This is a genomic window from Frankia sp. CcI156, assembly GCF_001983015.1.
GTDB lineage: Bacteria > Actinomycetota > Actinomycetes > Frankiales > Frankiaceae > Frankia > Frankia casuarinae.
The window spans coordinates 1-22,084 of record NZ_MOMD01000051.1; the positions used below are offsets into that span (position 1 = coordinate 1).

Below are 22,084 nucleotides of genomic sequence, written 5' to 3' on the forward strand. Positions count from 1 at the left end.
AGACCGGCAGGGTCGTCAAGACCGGCAGGGTCGTCGAGACCGACGTCCTCGGGAACCGCGTCGTCAGGAACGGCGTCGTCAGGAACGGCGTCGTCAGGAACGGCGTCGTCAGGACGTGCGTCGTCGAACGGGAACGGCTGATCCGAGTCACCGGGCTCCACCGACTCGGCGGTCACGTCGAACGGACCCGGGTCCTCCGCCTCGTCCAGCGCGTCCAGCGCGTCTGGCACGTCTGGCACGTCTGGCACGTCCAACTCTTCGGCTTCGCCGAGCAGCTCGGCACCCTCAAGTGCATCCGGACCCGACGACCCGGCCAGACCACCGGATCCGCCCGGGTCGTCGGGTCCGGTGGGGTCTTCCAGCTCGTCGCTGTCGTCCTGCCCGGCCGCCGGCGCGTCCGGGCCTCCGAGCTCGTTCGCCTCCTGCGCTCCGGGTGAACCGGTCACCGCCCCGAAAGGATCGATCCCGGCGACGCCACCATCGCTGGYGCGCGGGCCGTCCAGGACACCGCCCGGGACATCGGAGGAGTCCCCGCCCACGACCCCTGTGATCACCGCCGGAACCGGGTCGCCTGGCGAAACCACAGGTCCGTCCGGGCCGGTCAACGGTGCTTCCCGATCACATCTGCCGGGGCGTGGGATGCGGACATCCCGACGCTACCGTCCGAATCATCCAGATGATCAGCGTCCATGGTCGTGGCAACGGCGACGTGCACGACGGTCCCCCCTTCCTCCCGCAAGATCGCGAAAGATCTGCAGTATGCCTGTCCGCGCGATATGACGGTATCGCTCGGCCTCGTCAGGTAAAGGACAGCCATAACCGACATCTATCGGTCTGGTCGTCATCGGCGGCATCTGCGACGGTCGGTGGCAACGGCCCACTACCTTCCGGAGGCACCGTGTCCGAGTTCAACTCCCGCCGCGCTCAGCGTCAGGTCCCGGCCAGGCGGAGCAACCCACTGCAGAAACTTGCCCGTGACCGGGCCCGGCAGGCCCGCCGACGCACTCGGCGCGATCAGYCGCTGCCGGATTACCTCGCCCGCTACGCGTCCGGACCGGACGGACATCCCCGATCGGCATCGACTACGATGGGCAAGCCGCGACCGAGCGGGAATTCCCTCAAGCACCTGCGGCCGGTTCCGTGGACGTCGCTGGGACCCGCGACGGTCCTCGATGCCCGCGTCGACTTCTCGGACTGTGCCGGCTACAAGCGGCGCCCGGTGGTCGCGGTGCGGGTGGAGAACGGCGTCATCCTGGCCTTCCCGATTACCACTCAGGTACGTCGGCTCAGCTGGGTTTGCGGACGCCTGCTCGCCTTCCCACGGGAGGCCGGTCTGCGCGAAGCCCAATCCGCGATCCTGTGGCGCCCGGTGGCAATCGAACGCTCCGATGTGATCCGGGTTCTCGGTCGTCTCATCGGCTCCGACCTCGAAGAGTTTCAGATTCACGCACGGGCGGTGCGCGGGGTCGACGGCAGCGACGCCTGACCCACGCCGGTATCCGGGCACGGACGAGATCGCCGGGGAAGCAACGACCGGAGGGGCCGGAACGACCCTGCGGAAGGATACCGTTACACTCGCTCGCCATGCGGCTGCGGTTCCTCGTCGACGATCGGGTCGAATTCGACCAGCGGCTGCGCCGTTCCGACCAGCTGTGCGTCGGTGCCGCCCCGGACGACGTCTGCGACGATGCCGCGTCGCACCGGCATCTGTCCGCCAGCCCGCCGGACCGGAAACTCTCCCGCCGGGCCGCCCGCCTGTCCGCCGCGCCGGGCGGCGGCTGGAATGTGGAAATCGCGAACCTGAACCAGGCCGATGTCCGGAACTGGGGACAGCCGACGTATCCCGTCGAGCAGGGCGGGCTGGTGTCGGTGACCGACCGGCCGACCGCGGTCTGGCTGCGCGGCACTCCGCAGCGCAGCTACCTGCTGTTATGCGAGCCGGAGCCGACCGGCGTCCGCCGGATTGCCCGCGATCGTCGAGTGACGGAGAGCAACGAGGTCGATCGCCTCTCCGAGAAGGAGACCGAGGCGATCCGCGTGGTCTTCGAACAGCATCTACGGTGGCCGCCCCTGCGTAACCCGGATCCACGTCCCAAGAAATCCGCCGCCGACCGGCTGGGGATCAAGCAGACCTCGCTCAACGACCGGTTGGCGGGCGCGCTGGAGAAGGCGAGACGGGTCGGCTACCAACCACCGGGCGGGCAGGTCGCCCCGACCCGCGACGCCGACTGGGTGTACTGGCTCGTCGGCATCGGTGCGCTGGACTTCGAGATGCACGCGGGAATCGGCTAACCGTCCCGATCATCGAACGGCGGCTGGCCGATCGAGCGAACCCGAGTCAGACAGACCCGAGCCAGACGGACCCGGGGGCGGCGCCGGACGAACGCGCACCCCGCCGGGTCGTTCCCCCTCGCCCGCGTCCTAACTCTCTACGCCTGCGCCTCTACGCCGGTGTTCTTCCCGTCCGCGCTTTCTCCCGATCCACGTGCTCCGCCGATCGACGCGCCCGTATGACTCGTCACTACCGATCCGGATATTCCTCGTCGGACGCCTCGGCTCCACTCGGCGTTGTCGAGATTTCCCGGGCGCATCGCATGAGCCGAAGATTTGTCTCCTGCTCGGCGAGCCCCCGATCACCCGATCGGGGGCTCGCCGACCCCGCGAGACGCGACCATGGAGATATGGTGATCTCGGTGGAGCGGCGGGTAGCGGTGGCGGCGGGTCCGGAACATCTGGAACTGCACGTCGAAGAGCTACGGCCAGAGGGTTTCCCACTCGACGATCCCCCGCCGGAGATTCCCTGGTCACCGGCTCCCCCGCCCCCGGGCCACCTTCGGGCGGACGGCCGTCCCCCGAACGAGGCACGGGCCCCGAACGAGACGCGGATCGCGGACAGGACACAGATCGCGGACGAGACACGGACCATGACGTCGGACGACAGGCCGGCGACGATCCGCGGCGGGGGTGGCGACATCCCGGTCCTGCTGCTCCACGGGATCGCCGGCAGCACGGCGGACTGGGCCGCGGTGGTTCCGGAGCTCGCCACGTCCCGCCGTGTGATCGCCTACGACCAGCGAGGGCATGGCGCGAGTGGCTGGGCCACGACGGGCCGAGCGGGTTACAGCTTTGATCAGCTGGTGGCGGACCTCGCGACGGTGGTCGACGTGCTCGGGCTGCCCGCCGTCCACCTGATCGGCCACTCGATGGGCGGGGTGGTGGCGCTGCGCTACACGCTCAACCATCCGGGACGGGTGCGGTCCCTGGTTCTCGCTGACACCGCGGCCGCTCCCGCCACGGGCACGGGCGGGATCACGAAGCGGGTCGTGTCCGTCCTGCTGGCAGGGGCGGCGGCGATCGCGACGGCCGTCCACGCCGGCCGGAACCGCGCGGTGGCGGGGCTCGGCCGGATGGATCCGAACGCGATCGTCGCGCTCTGGCGGGACCTGAGCAGCTATCCGTCCCTCACGGACCGGTTGGGCGAGATCTGCGCCCCGACCACCGTCATCGTCGGTGAACGGGACTTCAGTCTTCGTGACGCCGCCGAGACGCTCGCCCGATCCGTGCCGGACGCCCATCTCGCGGTGATCGCCGGTGCCGACCACAATCCACACGCGAGCCGCCCGATCGCCTGGCTGACCGCCGTGGAGGATCACCTCACCCGCGCCGACCAAATAGCCACCGATCTCATCCGCTGATGTCGGGCCATGCCGGCCGACCGGTTGACTTCGAGTGCGCTCCCACCGCTATGGTCGGCGCGAGGCTGGCTTCCTCCCTCGTCCGCAGGTGGGGGATTCCCGGACCTCGCGGGCCGGGTTCCTGCTTCTTTTCCCGACGGGAGGTCCCGACGGATGCGTCACCGACTACCGTCGGTTCGGTCTCCCTCCATCTCCACAGGATCTTCACCGGCGAGTACGGCTCGTCTTCTATCCGGTCTGATGCGAAAGGGGGTGAGCGGCGTTTCCTCCTCCGCGTGGACGCGGAGGTTTCCACGCCGCGCATACCATGAAGTACCGCAAACTCGCCCGGACCGGCGTCGAGGTCAGCACCCAGTGTCTCGGCGCCATGATGTTCGGCGCGTTCGGCAACACCGACCACGACGAATGCGAACGCATCATCCATCGGGCCCTCGACGCCGGCATCAACTTCCTCGACACCGCCGACATCTACTCTCAGGGTGAGAGCGAGGAGATCGTCGGCCGGGCCATCAAGACCCGCCGCGACGACGTTGTCCTTGCCACGAAGTGCTTCAGCCCCATRGGCGACGAGCGCAACTCCCGCGGCGGCTCGCGGCGCTGGATCATCCGCRCCGTCGAGGATAGCCTGCGCCGCCTCGGCACCGACTACATCGACCTCTACCAGGTCCACCGCCACGACTGGGACACCGACCTCGAGGACACCCTCGGCGCCCTGTCCGACCTCGTCCACGCCGGCAAGGTCCGCTACCTCGGCTCCTCCTCCTTCCCCGCCGACTGGATCGTCGAAGCCCAGTGGGCCGCCCGGCGCCGTAACAGCGAACGGTTCGTCTGCGAACAGCCCCAGTACTCCATCTTCGCCCGCTCCATCGAAGAAGCCGTCCTGCCCGCCGCCCAACGCCACACCATCGGCATCATCCCCTGGAGCCCGCTGGCCGGCGGCTGGCTCACCGGCAAGTACCGGCGCGGCGARCAGGCTCCGGCCGGATCGCGCTACTCGTCACAGGGCTTGCTCGGCCGCCGCCAGGGTCAGGCACTCTCCGAGGACCCGCACGCACCCGCCCGCTTCACCGTGGTGGAGGAGCTGACCACCCTCGCCAAGCAGGCCGGCGTGTCCCTCACCCACCTCGCGCTGGCCTTCGTCGACARCCACCCCGCCGTCACCTCAACCATCATCGGGCCCAAGACGCTCACTCAGCTCGACGACGTCCTCCTGGCGGCCGAGATCACCCTCGACCAGGCGACACTCGACGCGATCGACGAGATCGTCACCCCCGGCACCGACATCGCCGGCACCAACCACCACAGCGGTAACCCGGCACTGCGGCCGAGTTGCCGGCGTCGGACGGCCCACTGACGGACGAACCACTGACCAGCCTGACCATGCCCACCCCCGACCAGCCACGTTTCTCGACTCACGGCACCGCCAAGCCGGTCGGCGCCGCGGCATCTCCGGAGGCAGACAAGCCGTCTTCCGGATCCTGAGACGATGCGCTACAGTCGCCCGAGTCAGGTAACATAAGGGGGGTTCAACATGAGTGTCATCGTCGCCGTGACCCTGAAAGTCGATCCAGCCGCTCTTCAGCAGCTGTTCGCATCGAAGGCAGACATCTTCACATCCATCGCCGAGCGGGCACAAAAGGTAGGAGCCTTGCACCATCGTTTCCTTGCCGGCCACGGGCAGGTCATCATCCTCGATGAATGGGATTCCACGGAGGCGTTCCAGGAGTTCTTCACCAATCAGCCTGAGATAGYCGCCCTCATGCGGGATGCCGGCGTCGAGGGACCCCCGGAGATTCAGGTCTGGCAGCCGATCGAAGGCGCGCCCGACACCTTCTGAGCGGGCGCGCGGGACACGGGCGGGGGACGGCTACGGCTCCCCGTATCCGCGCCGCGGAACGGACCGGTACCCCCGCCCGGAATCGTCATCACCAGAGTTCATGATGATATCTTTGAGAACACTCGAAGCGGTCAGGTGTTCCGAGTGCGCAGCAGCATGTGAAGTTCGTTGTTCCAGTCGATGCCGTTGCTCTCCCGCCCCGCTGGAACCTGTCCGTGGCAGTCGGCGAGAAAGGCGGTGACCTTCGACTTCGCCAGCTCGAGATCKGCATGCCCCGACGGGCTGGACAGGGACACCGTGATCACCGTCTGCCCCTTGGATCTCGTCGGCCGGATGCGCACGTCGCCGGTCCCGGCGGGAACCTCGATCCCTTCGGCCAGCAGCGYGCGGGCGAAGATCCAGGTGATGGCCTCTTCACCGGGACGTAGGATCAACTCAACGGCGAAGGGATCAGCCGGGTCATAACGGAGTGTGCCGGGGATCGCCTCTCGCTCCCCCTCCTCCGTGACGTAGTCAACGGATAGATCGCGCGCCACGACATGCGCGGGCGTCGAGCTGTGACGGAGCATCGCTGCCTCCCAACACGGTCGGATTCGACACTGTTCAGCATCGCGCCCGGCGACGCCCGGTTTGGCCACCCGACGGGCCTCTCTGGACGGGCGGATCAACCCGGCACGGCTAGGCCGGTCGRCATAGCCGGCGAGTGAACGCAACGTCACGGTTCCATCGCTATTTTGTCGCGGTTTCGGCATGGTTGCGGCGACCCCACGTCGAGAGATTCCGGCCGAGTCCGCCGACGGGTGCGGCGATGACCTCGTCACTGGCCCGACGGGTGTCGACGCTGGCCGTCGTACCGGTGGGAGGGAGTCGGCCCAGACCGTCAGGACCATCCGCCCCCACCGGCCGGCCCGTCGTCAACTCAGCCGCAGGGAGCCCGGTAGCGTCAGCCGCAGGGAGCCCGGTAGCCCATATCCCTGAAGGCAGTGCTCCATTCACCGGCGGTGATCCGGTTCGCCGGATCGGCGCACGCGGTGTCCGCGAGCCGGCCGGGCTCGGCGTCCCACAGCCGCAATGTCCCGTCGTGACCAGCCGAGACGACGACGCCCGTGCCGGAGACGAAGGCGATCGCGCTGATCGGCTGGGTGTGCCCGTGCCACTGGGTCAGCAGGATCGGCGTGTCCAGACGGGAGATGTCGGTCAGCCGGACCGTCTCGTCATCGCCGGCGGAGGCGACGACGTCGGCACCCGGCTCGAAGGCCACGCTCTGGATCCCGCCCAGCGAGYCGGTGGCGACGCCACGGGCGGGATTGTCCGGATACCGCACCTCCCACAGGCGCACCGTGGCGTCGACGCCGCCGGAGACCAGAACGCCTCCGTCGCCGGTGAAGACCACGGACCGCACCCCACGGCTGTGCCCGCGCAGGATTCCACCCGCGGTCGGCCGCGCCGCGTCCCGGATGTTCCACAGATGGACGGTGCCGTCCTCACCAGCGAACGCGAGCAGGGTGCCGTTAGGCGCGAAKGCCATCGAGCGCACTCCCCCGGTCTGACCGTCCGCCCGGACGCGCTGCTTCGGACGCGCCGGGTCCGTGACGTCCCACAGCGCGACGATGCCGTCCGCACTCGCGGACCCGAGAGTGTTGCTGTCCGGGCTGAAGGCCACCGACTGCACCGCGTCGGTGTGGGCCTGGATGGTTGACCATCGGACCATCTGGTCGGGGTCGTGCAGGTTCCACAGTCGGATCGTGCCGTCGGAATGGCCMGCGGCGAGCAGGCCACCGTCCCGGTTGAACGCCAGCGACTCGATCCAGCTGCGGCTCGGCACCGAGACGGAGGTGCGCCGGACCAGCTCGGTCCGACCGACGACTTCCCATAACGTGACCGTTCCGTTGTTGCTCCCCGCCGCGATCCAGTGCCCGTCCGGGCTCACCGCGAGCGCCAGCAGGGCACCGGTCCCGACGGGGATGGTGGTCGGGGTGATCCCGGCACCGAACAGCGCGATCATCGCGCTCCGGGTCCTGGCCGAGTGCGGCTCGGCGCGGTAGGCCGCGAGCGCGAGCCGGCGAGCGAGTCCCGTGTCGCCGTCCTGGAGGAGCAGCGCCCGCTCGGCGACCGCCTCAGGCACGCTCATCTCGGTCCGCGAGCCCCCGCCCCTGGTGGACACGATGGCGACCGTCGTCACGAGCACGGTGACGGCGGCCACCAGGGCAACGATGATCAGCGGACGTCGGTTGCGGGCCCGGTCGCCCGGTGGCGCGGCGGACGAGGACCTCCGCGACGACGAGGACGACCGCTGAGACGAGGACGACCGCTGAGACGAGGACGACGAGGACGACGGGGACGCTCCTCGCCCGGGGTCCTGGCTGTGTTCGTCCTCGGTCCAGACCGTCACCAGAGCATCGGCGAAGTCCCGGGACCGGGACGACGAGCCTGCGCCCGGCAGCCAGCGGGCATCCGGCCCGGACGGTGACGCCTCGCTCCCCGACGAGGACGACCCGAGCCCGGGAGAAGAGGTCGGGCCCGGAACCGACGACGGGCCCGGAACCGACGACGGGCCCGGAACCGACGACGGGCCGGACCGGGCTGGTGCCCCGGGAATGCCCGGCCCCGGGAACGAGATCAGGTTCGCCGGCGGCGGGGGTCCGATCGGCTGATGGCCGGTGACGGGCGTGATCGGACCCGCGAGGTCGGCGTCGCTCGCCGACGTTCCGGAGGCGCCGCCGGGGGACGTGTTCAGCGGCCGGATCAGCGCGGTCACCTCGGACAGGGACAGCCCCTTGACCGCCATCGGGGCTTCGACACGTAGGTCCAGAAGGCGCGCGTAGAGCTTCTCGGCGGTGGGTCGCTCCGCCGCTGCCTTGCGCATCGCATCGGAGACCAGGGGCCGCAGGCTGTCCTCGAAGCCGTCAAGCGTCGGAGGATCGTTGACCGTCCGGTACAGCACGCTGGGAGCGGGGCCGTTACCGAACGGGTAACGACMGGTCCCGGCGAAGATGAGGACACCGCCCCAGGCGAACACGTCCGCCGCCGAGGTGACCTGCTCGCCCAGGGCCTGTTCCGGCGCCATGAACGCCGGCGTCCCGAGCTGGCGATCCCCGCTGAGTACCGTCGCGGAGTCCAGGGCGCGCGCGATACCGAAATCGATCACCTTCGGCCCGAGCCGGGACAGCAGGATGTTGGACGGCTTCAGATCCCGGTGCACGAGTCCRGCCCGGTGGATCGCCATCAGCGCGGTGGTCATGCTCACCGCCAGCTGATGAAGCTCCGCCGGGGTCAACGGGCCGCGCGTGCCAACCGCCTCGGACAGCGTCGGCCCGTCGACGTACTCGGTCACCAGATAAGGCGGATCGGCGGTGATGTCGACGTCGAGGACCGCCGCGGTGCAGAAACGAGCGACCCGCCGGGCGTTGTCGGCCTCCTGCTTGAGCCGGCTGCGGAACTCGGCCAACCGGGCGAGATCMGCCCGGATCAGTTTGACCGCGACCAGACCACCGGCGGCGTTCTCCCCCAGGTAGACGGTCCCCATCCCACCCGCGCCGAGACGCCGCACCAGCCGGTAGGGACCGACCTCGGTCGGTTCGGAGGCAGCACGATCCGCGGGTCCGTCCGCGGGTCCACTCCGGCCGGGTGGGTGGGACATTAGCTGATCACTCCCGCCCGAGGTTGTCGAGGTTGTCGAGGATCCCGAGGTTGTCGGTCAGCAGGCCACCCGCGCCTGGCAACGCCCGGTAATGCCCGGCGGCGCCTGGCACCTAGCGACGCTGCGACCTGGCACGCCGACGTCCACGGGCCGCCATCTGGTAGTGCACGGCCAGGAATGACAGCGCCAGGAAGAGCGGAAGCAGCACCGACGAAGGCGAAGCGCTGGTGTCCGCGGAGACCARCACCATGTCTATACCGGCGGAGAGGTTAGCTCCGCAGGCGGCGGTGACCGGACGGTAACCCGGCCGGAAGCTGGCGAACTGGACCACGGTCTCGAACGTGCCGTCCTGGTCGGCGACGGTCCGTCCGACCAGCTCGCCGCCCGCGGTGAGCACGGCCTGCGACCCGGGTCTGCAGCCGGCACCCCGGGCGAACAGCGTATCTCCGGCCGTCACGGCGCTCCGGTCGAACAACAGCTCACCGGGACGTGCCTCGCGTGCCACCGGCTCCCCCACATCCGGCTTCCCCACATCCGGCTCGGACACGCCGGGCTCGGACACGGGTGTGCATACGCCCAGCACGCGCACCGTCCCCTTCGGGCAGCGGGACGGGGTGGGTGCCGCGCACTGCTCGTCCAGCGGAACCGCGAGGCCGCCGGGGCAGAGCCGGCGCCCGGCGGGGCAGTCGAGCGTCGCCGCGCGCACGGAACCGTCCCAGCAGACGACCGGGACCGGCGGGGATGGCCGCGGCGGCGGGCAGGCTTCGCCCACGGCGACGCCGACCACCGACCCAGGGCAGGCCTTCTGCGGCAGGGGGCACTGGTCGGCCGATCGGCGCACGGAGCCGTCCGGACAGGTAACCGAGGTCTCCTTCTCCCCCTTGGAGCCCGGCTTGGTGGAGTCGGTGACCGGGGACGAGGTGATGGGAGGTGGCGTGGTCTTCGTGCCCTCCGTGGGGCAGGGCGTCCCATCGACCAGGCCGAGCGGCAACGCGGGGGCGGGCGTCGCGCAGTGCCGGGGATCGCCGTCAGCACATCCCCTGTCTGTCCCCATCCCTGTACCCGTCCCCGGCGTTGACGTCGACGCCGGCCCGGAGGTGCACCGGGGTTGCGGGCAGGCACCGTTCGGCGGTGATGACGCCGCCGCGTCGGCCGATCGAGGCGTGCTCGGTGGGCAGGTCGGACCGTGCTGGTCRCAGGGGCCACCCGCATTGCGCGTGGCTGCGGCCGGGCAGGTCGGCGAACTGGACGTGCAGCGCCCACCAGCGTCCGTCGTCGTCCCCGACGGGCAGCTCGTCGCACTCGGATCGGAGTGGGGAGACGGGGTACCGCTGGGGGTCTCCGGGTTCGGCGCCGGATTCGGGATGGGAGGCCGGGACGGGGAGGTGGACGGCAGCGGAGACGTGGACGGGGGGATGGACCGGGTCGGGGACGGCAGCGGGGACGGGGACGCGGATGGCAGCGGGGACGGGGATGCGGACCGGGTCGGGGCTGGGGACGGGGACGGCAGCGGGGACGGGGGGATGGACCGGGACGGGGAGATGGACTCCGACGACGTGCCGGTCGACGTCCCGGGACTGACCATCGCCGTGGCGACGCCGGCCCCGCTGACCAAGAAAAACACAACGACAAACACCGTCGATACCAGACCGCGCGACGGCCGTGGCACGAATCGACCAGATACTCGCTGGCCAGACACCAGAGCGCCCCCCCGGGTGCGGCTGGCAACACGCCCGTTGCCGGCGGCCTGCCCCGGACCGGCGGAGACAACGTGATGCACGTTAGGCGGAAGTCCCGCCCTACGACGATCGATAGGATAACAGTCGCGTTGCCGGTCATCCGGGCCACGGGGGGAAGCGGTGAATGTCAGATTGCCGACGGAGAAGTCGGCGCGGGAAAGTATTTTCGTCGCCGTTTGCCTGACGGCGTGCCTGAGTTGGCTCATGTTACCCATGGCGTCTCCGGTCCATGCGGCGGACGGCGGCGGGGTGGAACTCGGCGTCACCGTCGACGGTCAGCCCCTCGGTGAGGACAACGTGGTCCTCGAAGCCAGTGCGGTCGCCCGCGTGGTGGTCAGCGTGCAGAACCTGACCCGGTCGAATGTCCCCGTCGACTCGGTACGGCTGAGCGGAACCGTGCTCGGCCTCACCTTCTTCGACTACGACACCCGGGTGCGCACAACCATCCCGGCCCGCGGATCGGCGAACTGGACCGTCGACCTGGATGTGCGCGACCTCGACGGTCGGGCCACCGGATTGATGCCGGTGGAGGTGGCGATCCGGGGCGCGGACCTGCACACAGTGGCCAGGGTAGCGGGAACCGCCGACATCCACGGATCGCTGTTGTCCATCTACGGGCTGTTCGGCCTCGGGCTTGTCGTCCTGATGGGGCTGCTCTGGGCCGTCGCGTTGCTCCCGCTCGGTCGCCATGCGGTGCCGGCCACCTGGTGGCAGCGCGGCCTGCGGTTCGTGCCCGCCGGCTGCGGGGTCGGCCTGTTCGTCATCTTCGCGCTTTCAGCCACCCGGCTGCTGTCGCCCGGCATCCCCAGTGATTTCGGCATCACCATCACGGCGACCGCCGTCTGCTTCGGGCTCGGAGCCCTGCTGCCCCAACTGGTCCCGACGACGAGGCGCGGCTGACCCCACCGGCCGTCCACGGCCTACGCGACCGCCTCGTGGTGCCCTCGGCGTGATGCGACGCGACGCGCCGGAGCCGCTTAGAGGACGACGTCACGACGTCAGGGCACCATCGCAGTCGACCGGCGGACCTTCCGAGGAGACCACGTGACCGATCACCTGCGAACCTCGACCGCGGGCCCCGCCCGCCCCGGCCTTCTCGAGGGTCGACGGGCCGCGCATCGGCGCGGTGGGCGCCGGGCTGCCGCGGTCATGGCGACGGGCACGGTGATCCTCGCCTTCACCGCCGCGTGCGGCGGCACAACCACCCCGACGCCACGGCCCACGCCGACCACGCCCGCTTCGGTGTCGGCCAAGCCGTCCCCGACCGGTCCGTTGACGAGCGCGGGAACCGCGGGCGCGACGAAGGTGACGGTCACCGAGACCGAGTTCGTGATCAAACTTTCCCGGAACACGTTCACCCCGGGCATCTACACCTTCGTCACCCAGAATGCCGGGCACGTGACGCACGCGCTGAGGATCGAGGGGCCCGGCCTGCACGAGGCCACGACGAAAGACCTCGCACCCGGTGAGTCCGAGGACCTCACCGTGACTCTGCAGCCGGGTACCTACGAGCTGGACTGCCCGGTCGACAACCACGAGTCGCTGGGGATGAAACTCGACATCACGGTGTCCTGAGCCGTCCGCACCATCTGGGTGGAGTCGGCTGAGGCCCACGTCAGCGCGCCGCTCACCGGCCCGCGCCCGCGACGTTCCGCGCCTCGCGGCCGCAGGCGGGGCGTGTCATTCATTGACAAGCCGACTACAGATCGACACCATCCGGCTTCAGTTAGTAATCAATTGACGGGGTGCCAGCCGGTCCTCCGTCCAGCCATCCCGACCCGATCCGGCGCCAGGATCCTGGCGACCGAACCCGTGCGACCGAACCCGTGCGACGGCGCCCCGGCGGCCACGACGACGGTCGGGAAGGCCTGACCAGGGAGGTCGGCCGTGCCGAACAACCGGAGAACATTCGTCCACCTAGCGGTCATGGCCGCAGCCGCCGCACCGTTGTCCCTCACCGGGCTTCCCCCGGCCCTGGCGGCGCCGGTTCCAGAACCACGACCTGACCCACGCCAGACGACGCCGGCCGGGGTCGGCATTCCCGGACCGGGCAGTCCCGGCTCGCTGACCAGTGGCAACAGCCGCGGACTCTACGTTGGTCACTGGGACAGCGGCGCGTACAGCACCACGGGCTTCCTTTGGCGCGACGGCACCGTGCATGTCCTCAACGGCAGCACAGAGCCGAAGGCGGTGACCGAGGACGGCTTGGTCATCGGCGATTTCGTCAGCCACTACGACCGGCAGGCGTTCCGGCTGGAACACGGAACCTCCCAGCCCCAGGGTCTGGGCTACCTCGGCGGCACCCACACGGCCGGCGGCTACAGCAGCGCCGCGGTGGCGGTCAACCGCGCCGGGGTCATCGTCGGCACCAGCACCACCAACGCCGGTACGTTCCATGCCTTCCGGTGGGCGGACAACCACCTGCAGGACCTGGGTACGCTCGGCGGCCCGAGCAGCTCCGCCGTCGCGGTCACCAGCGCCGGGGCCATCGCCGGCAGCAGTAACACCGCCGCCGGCCCGTCCCACGCCTTCCGCTGGTGGAGAGGCACCCTGCACGACCTGGGTACCCTCGGCGGCCCGTCAAGCACCGCGGTGGCCGCGAACGACGCCGGGCAGATCGTGGGCTACAGCGACACGGCCGACGGGCACACCCACGCCTTCCTCTGGGAACGCKGTCGTCTGATCGACCTCGGTACGCCGCCCGGCGACACCGAATCCTGGGCGATCGGGATCAACAACGCCGGCCAGGTCCTCGTCCTGAGCCGCGGCTCGTCGAACCATGCATTCGTCTGGTGGCACGGCCAGCGCGCGACCATCAGCGTGCCCAGCGGCGACTTTGGGGTGACCGCCATCAACGACCGGGGAACCGTCGCCGGCACGGCGAACGGGCACGCGTTCCGTTGGCGCGACGGCCGTTTCACCGATCTCGRCACGCTGGGCGGGCCGTACAGCGACGCGAACGCCATCACCCCCGCCGACGTCGTCCTCGGTTCCTCGGACCCGGCCGACTCCCCGATTCCGCTCGCGACCTTCTGGCCGGCCCCCGGCCGCTGACGCGGCGGCTGTCCGGTCAGCACAGCACATTGAACACCGTGAGCATGATCTAGTCGGTAAACAGGAGAGCACCACGTCGAACTCGTCGTCAGGGAACGGGAGGTCAGCCGCGTCCGTCTCCGTTCGCTCCAGGCTCAGTCCGCTCACTCCAGGCCCAGTCCAGGCCCGGTCCAGGCCCAGTCCGTGACGCGACCCGCGAGGCGTTTTCGGTCAGGATGGACGATGTCGGACGGAGGAGACCCCGCCGGCACGGCGGACCGCCGGCACCAGCACGGACGACCCGACGGAGGATCATCATGAGCGAGTCCGGAGACATCGCGGTACAGACCCTGCCCGGCCACGTCGCCGTCGTCGAGGTCTGCCGTCCGCCGCACAACTTCTTCGACGTGCGCCTGATCCAGACCCTCGCCGACATCTACGACAAGCTCGGCGCCGACTCCGACGTCCGTGCCGTCGTGCTGTGCTCCCAGGGCAGGAACTTCTGCGCCGGAGCCGACTTCTCCGGCGCGAGTGCGGCCGAGGCGATCTCGGCGGACGAGGGGGCGCCGGCCCTCTACCGCGAGGCGCTACGGCTGTTCGCCTCCCCGATACCGGTCGTGGCCGCGGTGCAGGGCAGCGCGGTCGGCGGCGGGCTGGGGCTCGCGCTGTCCGCGGACTTCCGGGTCGCAAGCCCGGACAGCCGCTTCGCGGCGAACTTCTCCCGGATCGGGCTGCACCAGGGCTTCGGCATCTCGGTGACCCTGCCGGCGGTCGTCGGCCGGCAGAAGGCGCTCGACCTGCTCTACACCGGTCGCCGGGTTGGTGGGCAGGAGGCGTTCGACATCGGCCTCGCCGACCGGCTCGTGCCGAACGCCGAGCTGCGGGAGGCCGCGGTGGCGCTGGCCGGTGAGGTCACCGCCGCCGCGCCGCTGGCCGTGCGCAGCATCCGGGAGACGATGTGGGCGGATCTCGTCCCCGTCATCCGGGCGGCCACCGAGCGGGAAACCGCCGAGCAGGCCAGACTGCGGGCCACCGAGGACTTCGCCGAGGGGGTGCGCGCCTCGACGGAGCGCCGCGCGCCCCGTTTCACCGGCCGCTGAGTGGTCCGGGCGTGCCGGTCCTCGGGGATTTCGGGCGGGCGGGACGAGCCAGCGGTCAGGCCTGGCCGCGGGCCGCCGCCTCAGCCGGTGAGGAACCGCCCGCCCAGATAGGCCTCGGCCAGCTCGCAACTGTCCCGGGCGTACTCGGAGGCGCTCGGCACCGCGTCCGAGTGCGGATGGGTGCCCAGCCAGGCCACCAGGAGCAGCCGGCGCAACAGGACGAAGGTAGGGATCATCGCTACGTCGTCCGCGGTGAGCGGGCGCTGGCGCTGGTAGGCGGCCAGCCAGGCGGCCACCAGGTCGCCGGCCTCGTCGAGGTGCTCGATGAAGGACAGCGACGCGGCGAGATCCCAGAGGTACCAGCCGAAGCCGCAGTCGTCGAAATCGATCACGCAGACGTCCCCGGTGGACGCATCCCGGGGTACCAGGAGGTTCGCCAGCCGCATGTCGGCGTGGACGAGCCCGAACCGGTCCGGCCCGGTGCCGAAGGCGGCCAGGCGTGCCTCGATGTCGGCCGCGGCCCGGCTCAGCAGGCCCAACGCCGCGCGGCCGTCCCCCCGCGGGCCGTCCCCCGGCGGGCCGGGGCCGTCGGCCAGCGCGGTGACCAAGCCCTCCGACCAGCTCCCCCACCGGCCGGCGTCGCCGAGCATGCTCCGCCAGGTCCACTCGAAGCGGGCGAAGGTAGTCGGGCGGGACCACTCCCGCGCGTGCCGGTGCAGCCGCGCGGTGATRTCCCCGAGCTGCCCGAACGCGCCGCGCAGGGACATGGGGTCCGTCGGTTCCGGTGAACGTCCGTCGACCCATTCGAACAACACGGCGTGCCGCTCGGCACCATCCGGCCCAGCGGGATCCAGCCCAGCGGGATCCGGCGAGGCGGCACTCGGCGGGAGGGTTCCGGTCGCGGCCACGGTCGCCACGGGCCCACCCGCCCTCGTCGGCACGACCGGCGGCGTCACGACCACGCCGTCGGCGCGCAGGGCAGCCACCCACGCCAGCTCCCCGTGAATCTCGACGAGAGTGTGGTAGCCGGGCCGGTGCAGCCGCAACGCCCAACGCCGGCCGGTCGCCGGGTCGTCCACGCGGTAAGTGACGTTCTCCGAGACATGCAGCAGGCTCGCCCGCGGCGACGGGCCGAGATCATAGGCGGCGAGGACGTCACCGAGGACGCCATCCAGCCCCACCAGCCCGTCGACGGAGGTCGTGCTCACCGTACGACCACCGGTCCGGGCGAGATGGCGTCCCCGTGGGAGGACGTGACCCCGCGTACCGCTCCGGCCTGCTTGAACCCTTGYCTGAACCCTGTTTCACCAGGGGAAATGGTCCGCATCCATCTTGTTTGCCGGAGTCGGCGGGCCGCCGTCAAGGAACCGGGCCCGGCCGCACCCACCGTCGAAACCCACCATCGAAGAACCACCGCCACGGCAAGAGCACGGCTACGGCAAGAGCGACGACGCGCCCCAGCCTGCCGGGGCCGAACTGCGCGCGCAGCTCACAGCGGCCGACGTCGTGCTGTTCCGCACCCCGCAGTACGCAGGCGCGCTACCTGGAAGCTTCAAGAACTGGAAGCTTCAAGAACCTGATCGACTGGACGATCGGCGGCGGGGAGCTCTACGGTAAGTCCGCTGCCTGGGTCAACGTGGCCGCCCCGAGCCGGGGGAGGGGTGCCCGGGCCGAGCTGGGGACGGTGCTGGACCAGGTGGCTGCCAACGTCAGCGCGTCGRCCTGCGCGTCGTTGCCCGTGGCAAGGGAGGCCATCGGTCCGGACGGCACGGTGAGCGACCCACGGGTGCGTGCCGGACTCGCCGAGGTTCCGCGGGCCGTCGTGCACCACCTCGGCCTGGCAGACACGGCAGACACGGCAGATGTCGCGGACACGGCAGATGTCGCGGCGGGGTGAGCCCATCGCGGCCCACCGGCGACCGACCCGGACGGCCGACCACCGATGGACCCGCGTGTGGGACACCGATCTTCCCTCCCTTGCGCCCTGCGCGGCGTCTCACCCGGACAGGTGACCCGCCGCGGCCGGACACGTCAGTTCGGGATGGGCTGGCAGTTGGGTTGCGGGACGGGTGGGTAGGGAGGGCAGGGTGTGCCGGGCGGCTGGCAGCCCGCGCCGGTGGTGAGCAGACCGAGCGTGACGGCGGCTCCGATGGTCACCAGAATGCGACGGACACCGACAGCTCGCCCGGTTCTTCTCTTAACGGGTCGACGCATATTTGAACCTCTCTCGCGTCTCTCACGTGTTCTCCGATCCGCTATTCCCTACCAGRACTTCCCCACTCAATGACAACGGCGCGCCGAGCCCTTCGATTCCGTTTCACGTTTACGTATTCCCGTCCGGATTATCGGGCCGCGCATCGGGCGGGCAGCCGGGCCGGTGAGAACCCGATGCGGTTGACACCGGAACGCCCCTGCCCGTCCAACCATCGATGACAACATTCACAAGATGGGAGAACCGATACATCTGTGTCGAACCGGCGCAAGTCCGGGCGGCGGTCACGCCTGCCGTTGACCGCTATTGACCGCTATTGACCGCCGTTGACCGCCATCCGGGAGGACCATTCCAGTTACCGACCATTGCCCGACAGCACGGGCCGGATGACCGACTGCGTCCACATTCACCGGGGGTGCCCGCAAGGGGTATCCGCATACCCCGGATGGGCTCATGCTTCCGGTCCGGTGGAGATGTTCCCGTAGGACATGACCACTCAGCGTACCGGGCCCCTAGTATCCTCGGGCCGGGATGACAGATTTCTGGAAATACAGCGCGGAGGAAACCATGCTCCCCTCACCGGGCAGGTCGGTGTGCCGCCCGCACCTCGATCTGGTGYCCGTCCTTACCGACGACTCCGGGGCTATGGGGGATGCGGCGCAATCCGTTTCGGCCCGTACCCGGCACCCGTCCCGCCGCGCCGTATCCATCATGGTCACCGCAATACTGCTCATTCTGTTCTCAGCGTTGCCTGCCGGCGCCATGATCCGCCGTCCGACGTATCATCCACTCCCGGTGATCAACGTTTCGTACGAGACCGGCGCGGTGAGCGGCGTCGGGCGGCAGACCGACCTGACAATCACCGACAAAGGACCGGGGATCCTGCACGTCCAGTCAATCTCGGTGGACGGTGAGCGCCTCCTGGATCAGAACTCCCACCTCCGGATCGCGCCGGGGCACAGCTACATGTTCACTTTCGGCTGGGCCGGTGGTCCCGGGGGTGGTCCGGACGGGCCGACGGTCGTCATCGACAGCGATGCGCCTACCAGCCCCACCGTCCTCCACATCGGCTATCAGTGAGGCCGCACCGGCAACGACGGCGAGGCCCGGGGTACCGGCGACCGTCCGCGGTACCGGCGACCGTCCGGAGGGCGCCGATGCCGTTCGCCGGCGCCACCGGTGCGCTCGCAATCCGGACGGATCGGGAACGGGCGACCGTGGTCTCGGATGTCTGCTACCGGCAGACCGGGCGACCGTGCCCGTTCGGCGCGCATAAGAATGGAAGGGATGACACCACGATCGTTCGTTGACCATCTTGCGGATCTGGACTTGCCGGCGCTGGCCGCTCTGCTCCGCTCGCGTCCGGACGTGCTGATCGAGCCGGTACCCCGCGGTTTCGGGCAGCTCGCGCAGCGGCTGGAAAGCCCGGATTCGCTGGCGGCGGCGCTGTGGGAGCTGAACCGCGACACGCTCCGGGTCGGCCAGGCGGCGGCGCTGCTGGGGGAGTCCGCGACGGTGCCCCGGATGGCCGAGCTGTTGGGCGCGTTACCGGACGCGGTGCGCGCCGGGGTGGACGATCTGTGCGCCCGCGGCCTCGCCTGGACCGACACGGTGGTCCGACTCCCGGAGCCKCTGCACAACCACTGGGTCGAGGAGATCAGCTCCGCCCGCCCGGTCGCAAAGATCGCCCGCAACGTCCTGGTCGAGGATCTGCGTAAGGCGGTCACGGCGCTCGGGGCTCCGGCCGAAAACCTGCGCAAGACCGAGCTGGTCGCGCGGCTCACCGAACTCATGTCCGATGCCCGCCGCATCGCGACGATCATCGCTTCCCTGCCCGCCCCGGCGCGGCAGCAACTCGATGACCTGCGCCTGGCCACGGCCGGCGGCTACTTCCCCTACATGTTCCCCTACACGCCCTTCGAGGAGATCCATGACCGCAGGGCAGCCACGCGGTCCATCAGGCAGCTGATCACCGCGGGGCTGGTGCTGGGCGTCGGCAACCGGCCGGAGCTCCCCCGTGAGGTCGCGGTCGCCGCCTGGCTGGCCAGGCAGGACCTGGGGCTCACCGGGCCGCCGGACATTCCCCGGCCGGAGGTGAACGAGGCCGCCGTCCGGTCGAGCTCCCAGGCGGCCGCCCAGGGCGCTATCCGCGCCGTGACCGCCCTGCTCGACGAGGCCGCCGCCGCCCCCGTCGTGGCGCTCAAGCGAGGAGGCGTCGGTGGGCGGGAACGGGCCCGGCTGGCGAAGCGGCTGTCGACACCGTTGGCCGAGCTGCCGCTGTGGATCGACCTGGTCGCGGCCGCCGGCCTGCTGGCCTTCACCGAAGGCGGCTACGCACCGAGCCCGCGGTTCCAGGAGTGGCGGGAGGAGTCGCCAAGCCATCAGTGGGCGACGCTGGCGGCGGCGTGGCACGCTCTGGAGCACGCGCCGACGAGCCGCGAGGGTGCCGACGAGAAGGACGTCCCGCCGCCCCTGCCCATCGGGTCGGGGGCGGGCCAGATTCGCCGGGTGCTGATCCGCGCGGCGGCCGGCGGGCGGTCGGTGCGGCTCACGGCTGAGAACCTCGACTGGTTCTTCCCCCTGCACGGCTACGACGCCGCCACCTGCAAGATCAAGGTGGCGGCGTCGATCCGCGAGGCCGAGCTGCTCGGGGTGTTCGCCCTCGACGTCCTGTCCGAGCCCGGCCAGGCCCTGATCGAGGCCGCGCCGAGCACCACCGACGCGGCGGCTGCCACCGTCGGGCTTATGATCGTCTCGACCGCGGACGAGCTCGCCGCGCAGGTCGCGAGGACGGTGCGGGATCTGGCGGACCGCTGCGCCGAGCTGCTGCCCGCGACGCCGTCCAGCCTGATCCTGCAGTCCGATCTCACCGCGGTCGTGTCCGGCCAGCCCAGCGCGGCGATATCCCAGCTCCTGCGGGCCGCGGCGGTGCCGGAGTCCCGGGGCGCGGCCGGGACCTGGCGGTTCACCTCCGCCAGCGTCCGCGCCGCGATGGACGCCGGATGGTCCGCCACCGAGCTGCTCGAACAGCTACGCGCCATCGCCGACCACGGTCTCCCGCAGCCGCTCGAATACCTCATCGCCGACGTCGCCCGCCGGCACGGACACGTGCGGGTCCGCGGGATGCGCAGCGCCGTCCTCGCCGACGAGCCCACGACCGCCGAGATCCTCCACACCCGGACACTGGCGAAGCTGCACCTCGCCCGGCTCGCCCCCACCGTGCTGGCCAGCCCGGTGGAACTGGACACGGTCCTCGCCGAGCTGCGCCGGACGGGCTTCTACCCCGTCGCCGAGGACGCGACGGGCACCGTCATCGTGACGAGCGGACCGGGGCGGAAGGCGCCGCGGGGGGCCCCGGCACAGCCGTCCCGGGAGTCCCGGGCGTCCCGACCGCACGGAGGGTCCCCCGCCGGTCCGCCGGCGACCCGACGGCGGCTGACGGCCGACGAACTCGCCCAGCGCCTGCGCACCGGCAATGACGACGGTGTCACCCTGCTGACCGACCTGGCCCAGCGGCTCGGCGAGATGAACGGACGGCTAAACGACGCCGAGCTCGCCGTGCTGGCGGACGCGGTGGAACGCCGCAGCGATGTGGTCATCGCCTACCGGGACAAGCAGGGCACCCGGACGGTCCGCCGCATCCAGCCGAACCAGCTCTTCGGCCGGTGGCTGGACTCCTGGTGCCACCTGCGCAACGCCGAGCGCGAGTTCGCCATCGCCAACATCGAGTCCGTCAGTCCCGTCGGCTGACCGGCACCCCCTTCTCCCCGGGCATGACCGGTCAGCCGGGTTCCGCAGGCAGTAGGTCCATGCCGATCAGCTCTCGAATCTGGACCCGTCGGCTCTCACGCCCGGCCAGCCCGGGGCGGGGCCGCCAGGCCCGGGGCGGCTCAGGCGGGTCGACCGAGCTGGCGAGCGAGCCGCGTCTGGTCGAAGTACAGCCGGTTCTCGGTGATCAGGCCGCGCTCGACCCGGTAGACCTCGACGACACGCAGGTTGATCCGACGCCCGGTGGGCGCGAGCTCCGTACCGTCCGGGTCGCGGTAGACGCCGACGTGCGTCGCGGTCAGCGTGTACTCCTCGACCACGATCTCGCCCTGCTCGGCCAGCACGTGGGTATCGACGTCGATCTCACCGAAGGCCGCCAGGAAGGCGGCGCTGTACTCGGCGCCCGCCGCGCGCCCCTTGATCCGCACCCCGCCCGGTGCCTCGACGACCAGATCCTCGTCAAGCAGCGACAGCACCGAGGCCTCGTCACCGAGGTCGAAGGCGTCCAGCGCGCGCTTCACCGTGTCCAGCGCCTCTCCCACGTGACATCCTCCAGGCTTGCCTGCCGCACACACCGCCCAGAGGGCGATCATCCCACCACCGGGCCGGTTCCCGACGGAAAACCGGATGTCCGGGAGGACGTCAGACGCTCGTGGTCGAGCCGGGGCGGATGATCATCAGAACGGTGACGATGACCCAGAGCAGGCTGAACACACCGGCCGCCATCGCGAGACCGCTCGTGCGGGCGCGCGCCGCGGCCGCGTCCATGGCCACCGCGCCACCATCCATGGCCACCGCGCCACCATCCTGCGCACGGTCGGGGACGGCCGGGGATCCGGCGACGATCTCGTCGAGGACGTCACGCTGTCCGGGCAGCACCACGATGAGGAGCACGGCGGCGGCTACGGTCGTCAGCACGATCGCGACGATCAACCAGCTCTGCCCAAGAACCGTTGCATGAAAGCGCTTGATAGCGTCCGCTCATGCCGCCTCGCCTCTCGGCGAGGCACCCCCGGTCTGACCGGCCGTGGCCGTGCCGGGTTCCCGCTTCCCAGCCACC

The 22,084-nt window shown here is 70.5% G+C and carries 20 protein-coding genes and 1 pseudogene; 14 read left to right on the forward strand and 7 right to left on the reverse strand.

Going from position 1 to position 22,084, the window contains the following annotated elements; translation table 11 throughout:
- A pseudogene (locus tag CcI156_RS25810) lies at positions 1–554 on the reverse strand (hypothetical protein); the annotation flags it as partial.
- Positions 555–1,087: 533 nt separating this feature from the next.
- Here CcI156_RS25810 and CcI156_RS17750 point away from each other — a divergent pair.
- The 5 genes from CcI156_RS17750 to CcI156_RS27090 all read left to right on the forward strand — a co-directional run bounded on the left by CcI156_RS17750 (position 1,088) and on the right by CcI156_RS27090 (position 5,532).
- Complete coding sequence (locus tag CcI156_RS17750) at positions 1,088–1,486, forward strand: hypothetical protein (RefSeq protein WP_035941775.1); 399 nt, start codon at positions 1,088–1,090, stop codon at positions 1,484–1,486.
- Positions 1,487–1,584: 98 nt separating this feature from the next.
- Positions 1,585–2,292, forward strand: a complete 708-nt coding sequence (locus tag CcI156_RS17755) for a hypothetical protein (RefSeq protein ID WP_023841518.1) — start codon at positions 1,585–1,587, stop codon at positions 2,290–2,292.
- 389 nt (positions 2,293–2,681) lie between these two features.
- The gene (locus CcI156_RS17760) at positions 2,682–3,695 is read left to right on the forward strand and encodes an alpha/beta fold hydrolase (RefSeq protein WP_082456772.1); all 1,014 of its coding nucleotides are present in this window, start codon (positions 2,682–2,684) and stop codon (positions 3,693–3,695) included.
- A gap of 307 nt (positions 3,696–4,002) precedes the next feature.
- Entirely contained in the window at positions 4,003–5,049 is a 1,047-nt protein-coding gene (locus CcI156_RS17765; RefSeq protein ID WP_076806959.1) for an aldo/keto reductase, read from the forward strand.
- A 177-nt stretch (positions 5,050–5,226) separates the two neighbouring features.
- Positions 5,227–5,532 carry a hypothetical protein gene (locus tag CcI156_RS27090; protein ID WP_254847495.1) on the forward strand — a complete coding sequence of 102 codons (306 nt, stop codon included), beginning with the start codon at positions 5,227–5,229 and terminating at the stop codon, positions 5,530–5,532.
- A 131-nt stretch (positions 5,533–5,663) separates the two neighbouring features.
- Here CcI156_RS27090 and CcI156_RS17775 read toward each other — a convergent pair whose 3' ends face one another.
- The 3 genes from CcI156_RS17775 to CcI156_RS27095 all read right to left on the reverse strand — a co-directional run bounded on the left by CcI156_RS17775 (position 5,664) and on the right by CcI156_RS27095 (position 10,226).
- Positions 5,664–6,101, reverse strand: a complete 438-nt coding sequence (locus CcI156_RS17775; protein ID WP_076806961.1) for an SsgA family sporulation/cell division regulator — start codon at positions 6,099–6,101, stop codon at positions 5,664–5,666.
- Between the two features lie 374 nt (positions 6,102–6,475).
- Entirely contained in the window at positions 6,476–9,172 is a 2,697-nt protein-coding gene (locus tag CcI156_RS17780; protein ID WP_076806964.1) for a WD40 repeat domain-containing serine/threonine protein kinase, read from the reverse strand.
- 112 nt (positions 9,173–9,284) lie between these two features.
- A complete protein-coding gene (locus tag CcI156_RS27095; RefSeq protein WP_023841520.1) occupies positions 9,285–10,226 on the reverse strand; it encodes a hypothetical protein in 942 nt (313 codons plus the stop codon).
- A 157-nt stretch (positions 10,227–10,383) separates the two neighbouring features.
- On the opposite strand from CcI156_RS27095, the gene CcI156_RS25815 reads away from it, so the two are divergent.
- The 5 genes from CcI156_RS25815 (at position 10,384) to CcI156_RS17810 (ending at position 15,044) form a co-directional block, all read left to right on the forward strand.
- Positions 10,384–10,947 (forward strand): hypothetical protein, encoded by a 564-nt coding sequence (locus CcI156_RS25815; protein ID WP_160323723.1) that lies wholly within the window; start codon positions 10,384–10,386, stop codon positions 10,945–10,947.
- Between the two features lie 177 nt (positions 10,948–11,124).
- Positions 11,125–11,811, forward strand: coding sequence for a hypothetical protein (locus tag CcI156_RS17795; RefSeq protein ID WP_235186952.1), 687 nt, complete (start codon positions 11,125–11,127; stop codon positions 11,809–11,811).
- A gap of 144 nt (positions 11,812–11,955) precedes the next feature.
- Positions 11,956–12,486 (forward strand): hypothetical protein, encoded by a 531-nt coding sequence (locus CcI156_RS17800; protein WP_011437800.1) that lies wholly within the window; start codon positions 11,956–11,958, stop codon positions 12,484–12,486.
- A gap of 351 nt (positions 12,487–12,837) precedes the next feature.
- Positions 12,838–13,965 (forward strand): HAF repeat-containing protein, encoded by a 1,128-nt coding sequence (locus tag CcI156_RS17805; protein WP_254847496.1) that lies wholly within the window; start codon positions 12,838–12,840, stop codon positions 13,963–13,965.
- A gap of 296 nt (positions 13,966–14,261) precedes the next feature.
- On the forward strand, positions 14,262–15,044 hold the full coding sequence (locus CcI156_RS17810; RefSeq protein ID WP_011437802.1) for an enoyl-CoA hydratase/isomerase family protein: 783 nt from the start codon (positions 14,262–14,264) through the stop codon (positions 15,042–15,044).
- Between the two features lie 80 nt (positions 15,045–15,124).
- On the opposite strand, the gene CcI156_RS17815 is transcribed toward CcI156_RS17810, so the two are convergent.
- Positions 15,125–16,252, reverse strand: a complete 1,128-nt coding sequence (locus tag CcI156_RS17815; protein ID WP_011437803.1) for a phosphotransferase enzyme family protein — start codon at positions 16,250–16,252, stop codon at positions 15,125–15,127.
- A gap of 124 nt (positions 16,253–16,376) precedes the next feature.
- Between CcI156_RS17815 and CcI156_RS27100 the strand changes: the two genes are divergently transcribed.
- The 4 genes from CcI156_RS27100 to CcI156_RS17840 all read left to right on the forward strand — a co-directional run bounded on the left by CcI156_RS27100 (position 16,377) and on the right by CcI156_RS17840 (position 21,006).
- The gene (locus CcI156_RS27100) at positions 16,377–16,661 is read left to right on the forward strand and encodes an NAD(P)H-dependent oxidoreductase (protein ID WP_076806972.1); all 285 of its coding nucleotides are present in this window, start codon (positions 16,377–16,379) and stop codon (positions 16,659–16,661) included.
- A 19-nt stretch (positions 16,662–16,680) separates the two neighbouring features.
- Positions 16,681–16,941, forward strand: coding sequence for a hypothetical protein (locus CcI156_RS27105; RefSeq protein ID WP_076806974.1), 261 nt, complete (start codon positions 16,681–16,683; stop codon positions 16,939–16,941).
- A 1,110-nt stretch (positions 16,942–18,051) separates the two neighbouring features.
- Positions 18,052–18,336 (forward strand): hypothetical protein, encoded by a 285-nt coding sequence (locus CcI156_RS17835; protein ID WP_131728932.1) that lies wholly within the window; start codon positions 18,052–18,054, stop codon positions 18,334–18,336.
- Between the two features lie 207 nt (positions 18,337–18,543).
- Positions 18,544–21,006, forward strand: a complete 2,463-nt coding sequence (locus CcI156_RS17840; RefSeq protein WP_023841526.1) for a helicase-associated domain-containing protein — start codon at positions 18,544–18,546, stop codon at positions 21,004–21,006.
- A gap of 140 nt (positions 21,007–21,146) precedes the next feature.
- Here CcI156_RS17840 and CcI156_RS17845 read toward each other — a convergent pair whose 3' ends face one another.
- Both CcI156_RS17845 and CcI156_RS17850 read right to left on the reverse strand, forming a co-directional pair.
- Positions 21,147–21,566 carry an ester cyclase gene (locus tag CcI156_RS17845; protein WP_011437807.1) on the reverse strand — a complete coding sequence of 140 codons (420 nt, stop codon included), beginning with the start codon at positions 21,564–21,566 and terminating at the stop codon, positions 21,147–21,149.
- A gap of 100 nt (positions 21,567–21,666) precedes the next feature.
- The gene (locus CcI156_RS17850; RefSeq protein WP_023841527.1) at positions 21,667–21,942 is read right to left on the reverse strand and encodes a hypothetical protein; all 276 of its coding nucleotides are present in this window, start codon (positions 21,940–21,942) and stop codon (positions 21,667–21,669) included.
- Positions 21,943–22,084 lie beyond the last annotated feature (142 nt).